This window comes from Pseudoduganella sp. RAF53_2 (assembly GCF_052113985.1).
GTDB lineage: Bacteria > Pseudomonadota > Gammaproteobacteria > Burkholderiales > Burkholderiaceae_D > Rugamonas.
Genome location: NZ_JBFRDW010000617.1, coordinates 1 through 3679, shown reverse-complemented (window position 1 = coordinate 3679; position 3679 = coordinate 1). Strand labels below are relative to the sequence as shown.

Here is a 3679-nt window from a genome sequence, read left to right as displayed (position 1 = left end):
TCACATAGAAGGCCTGGATTGCCACGATCGGGTCCAGGTCCGGCGTCGAGGCTACCGGCAGCGTCAGATCGCGCGAAGCCACATCATCCGGAGCCGCCAGCAGCACGCGTGCGCCACGGCCGCGCATTTCGTCGGCCAGCGCCAGCAGGCCAGCCTGGGTCGGACCACGGGTTGCGAAGATCAGCAGGGGATAGCCTTCTTCGATCAGCGCCATCGGGCCGTGCTTGATTTCCGCGCCGCTGAAGGCTTCCGCCTGCAGGGCCGAGGTTTCCTTGAACTTCAGTGCGGATTCCAGCGCGACAGGGAAGCTGATGCCGCGGCCGACCACCATGATGTTCTTGGCCGGTGCCAGCACATCCAGCGCCTGCGACCAGTCAGCCTGGCCAGCGGCGCGCAGTGCTTCCGGCAGCGCATCCAGACCTGCCATCAGTTCGGGATCGTTCTGCCACTGCGCCACCATGCGCGCGCCAGCCACCAGCGAAGTGATGAAGCTCTTGGTCGCGGCCACGCTCTGTTCTTTACCTGCGCGCAGCGGCATCGCCCACTCRGCAGCGTGCGCCAGCGGCGAGTCGATATCGTTCACCAGCGCCACGGTGGTGGCGCCGCCGTCGCGGAAGTAGCGGATCGGTTCCACCACGTCCGGGCTCTGGCCGGATTGCGATACGGCGATGGTCAGCGTGTCGCGCGTGATCAGCGGCGACTTGTGCAGCGTGACCAGCGACATCGGCAACGATGCCACCACACGGCCCAGGCGCGACATGATCAGGTAGGCGATGTAATTGGAAGCATGGTCCGAGCTGCCGCGCGCCACGGTCAGCGCGGTCGAGAAGGACGTGCTCCTCAATTTGCGTCCCAGTTCCGCGTAGCGGTCCGCATCGTGCGCCAGCGCTTCGGCGACGCACTCCGCGGAGGACAGGGCTTCTTTAAGCATCATTGAGGTCACAACGTTCTCCTTCGATATAAACGGCTTTCAGATTCAGTTCACGGTCCAGCACCACCAGGTCGGCATAGGCGCCCGGCTTCAGGCGGCCACGCTCATCGATGCCCAGATAGTCGGCGGCGTGGGTCGACACGCGCTTGGACGCATCGGCCAGGTCGATGCCCAGGCCGACCAGATTGCGCAGCGCCTGGTCCAGCGTCAGCGTGGAGCCGGCCAGCGTGCCATCCGGCAGGCGCACGCCGCCCATGCACTTGTGGACGATGTGACGGCCCAGCATGTACTCGCCGTCCGGCATGCCGGTGGCAGCGGTGGAATCGGTCACGCAGTACAGGCGCGGAATGGCGCGCAGCGCGGTCTTGATCGCTCCTGGATGCACATGCAGCAGGTCCGGAATCAGTTCGGCAAATTCGGCATGCGCCAGCGCGGCGCCGACCATGCCCGGCTCACGGTGGTGCAGGGCGCTCATGGCATTGAACAGGTGGGTGAAACCGGACGCGCCGTGTTCCAGTGCCGCCACGCCTTCTTCATAAGAGCCCAGCGTGTGGCCGATCTGTACGCGCATGCCTTCATTGGTCAGGTCGCGCACCAGTTCCAGGTGGCCGGCGATTTCCGGCGCAACGGTAATCACTTTGAGCGGCGCCATGGTTTCGAGGCGCTGCACTTCGGCCAGCGTGGCAGGGCGGGCGAAATTCGGCTGCGCACCCAGCTTGCCGGAGTTGATGTACGGACCTTCCAGATGGGCGCCCAGCACCCGCGCCTCGTTCTTGCCGCGCTGCTTGACGGCCTTGCCGATCRCAGTCAGTGCGAGGTCGATGTCTTCCGGCGGAGCGGTCATGGTGGTGGCCAGCAGGCTGGTAGTGCCGTGGCGGGCATGAATGCGGGCGATGGCGTGTACCGCGTCGCCGCCTTCCATCACATCCTTGCCGGCGCCGCCGTGCACGTGCAGATCGATAAAGCCGGGCAGGATGTAATCGTCGCTGTTGAGCGTTGGATCGCTGCTGTTGCCGCTGATATTCGCGATGCGATCGGCGAACGCGATCTCACCGTTCACCCAGCCGAATGGTGTCAGGATATTGCCTTTGATTGACTCGGTCATCGACGCGACTCCGCTACAAATTCATAATAATCACTACGGCAGAAAGAGTGGGTCAATTCCACTGCTGCGCCGTTTTCAAGATAGCTCACGCGCGTGATGTGCAGCATGGCCGTGCCGGGAGCGATGTTCGCCAGCCGGGCTTGTTCAGTATTGGCATTGATGGCGCGGATGTGCTGCAGGGCGCGCATCGGCACCGTGCCATTCGCTTCCAGATAGCCGTACAGCGAATCGGTGACGCTGTTCGGATTCGGCATATAGGCTGCCGGAATGGTCGAGGTTTCGATGGCCATCACCACATCGTCCGCCGTCCGCAGGCGCTTCAGGCGCGCGACCGGCATGTTGGGCGACAGGCCGAGAGACAGCAGCTCCAGTGGCGCGGCGATGCCGATCTCACGCTGCAACCAGCGCGAGCCGGCCGTAAAGCCGCGCTGGCGCAGCTCTTCGGAAAAGCTGGTCAGGCGCGAGAGCGGCTGTTCCAGTTTCGGCGTGATGTAAGTACCCGAGCCGCGCTTGCGGGTCAGCATGCCGCGGTCGCACAGCATGTCGATCGCCTTGCGCGCTGTCACGCGCGAGATGTTGAGCATCTCGGACAGCACGCGCTCCGAGGGCAGGGCCTCGTTGGCGCGCCAGTCGCCGCTGGCGATGCCGTCCGACAGCTTGTTCGCCAGCTGCATATACAGAGGGGTGTCGCTGTCGGCGTCCGGCCGGAAATCACTCAACTGGGATAGCACGGGCTACTCCTTCAGATGTTGTTGGATCAGGCGCAGGCCGCCCGCAGCGGAATCGCCTTTCGGTGGAACGATCCTTTGCAGCAGTTCGCTCGGCAGATAGGCCCGCAGCGGTTCACCCAGTCCGCCGCACAAGGCGATCGGCAGCTTGCGGGCCGGATCGAGCGCATCGCCGATGAGGGCGACCTGCTTGCCGGCTTCGATCAGGATTTCGCGTGCCACGTCATTGCTGTCGCCGTGCTGCAGGACGATGCGCGCCAGCTGGGCGTAATTGGTCTGGGTGGCGTTGGCCAGCCACACCTGGATACGGTCACGGTCACCGCCGCAGGCTTCGATCACGGYGCTGGCGAACTCGCTTGGCTTGGCACGGCCGTCGATCACGTGCTGGATATGGTTGATGGCTTTCATGCCGATCCATGCGCCACCCGCTTCATCGCCGGCAGGGAAACCCCAGCCGCCGACTTCATGGCGGGTGCCGTCCGCATGCAGAATTTCGCCGACGCTGCCGGTGCCCAGGGCGATGATGGCGCCGGGCTGGCCTTCGTGGGCGCCCAGCACGGTCGTGAAGGCGTCCGTTGCCAGCGCCACGGCAGCGTAGCCGGGATTGGCGGCCACGAAGTTGGCGGCCCATTGTTTGTTGTGGACGCCTGCCAATCCCAGACCAATTGCGACGTTTTCGCGCGGCGATTGCGGCAGACCAGCGTTGGTGAAGGCTTGTGCGGCGGCTTCTTCGACGGCCGACCAGGCGCTTTTGATACCGTGCAGCAGACCGGATGGACCGGCCGTGCCTTCAGCCAGCGCGACGCCGTCAATGCGCGCCAGGCGCACGCGGGTACCACTGCCACCACCGTCTACCCCGATGAGGAATTCGATCATTTTTAGTTGGAATAAGAGAGCTGTGGGGCACTATATGAG

The 3679-nt window shown here is 64.4% G+C and carries 4 protein-coding genes; all 4 read right to left on the bottom strand.

Features of this window, described 5'->3' with window-relative positions; translation table 11 throughout:
• On the bottom strand, nt 1-934 hold a 934-nt coding region (locus AB4Z11_RS26495), incomplete at its 3' end, for an SIS domain-containing protein (protein ID WP_442028828.1).
• Nucleotides 924-2036, bottom strand: coding sequence for an N-acetylglucosamine-6-phosphate deacetylase (gene nagA / locus AB4Z11_RS26490; protein ID WP_442028827.1), 1113 nt, complete (start codon nt 2034-2036; stop codon nt 924-926). The genes nagA and AB4Z11_RS26495, both read right to left, overlap by 11 nt.
• The gene (locus AB4Z11_RS26485; protein WP_442028829.1) at nt 2033-2710 is read right to left on the bottom strand and encodes a GntR family transcriptional regulator; all 678 of its coding nucleotides are present in this window, start codon (nt 2708-2710) and stop codon (nt 2033-2035) included. Before AB4Z11_RS26485 ends, nagA begins: the two co-directional genes overlap by 4 nt.
• Nucleotides 2711-2770: 60 nt before the next feature.
• Complete coding sequence (locus AB4Z11_RS26480) at nt 2771-3640, bottom strand: BadF/BadG/BcrA/BcrD ATPase family protein (RefSeq protein WP_442028826.1); 870 nt, start codon at nt 3638-3640, stop codon at nt 2771-2773.
• Nucleotides 3641-3679 lie beyond the last annotated feature (39 nt).

Coding starts and splice junctions, on each gene's coding strand:
- AB4Z11_RS26485 (WP_442028829.1), bottom strand. CDS start 2,710: ATGCAGCTGGCGAACAAGCTGTCGGACGGCATCGCCAGCGGCGACTGG.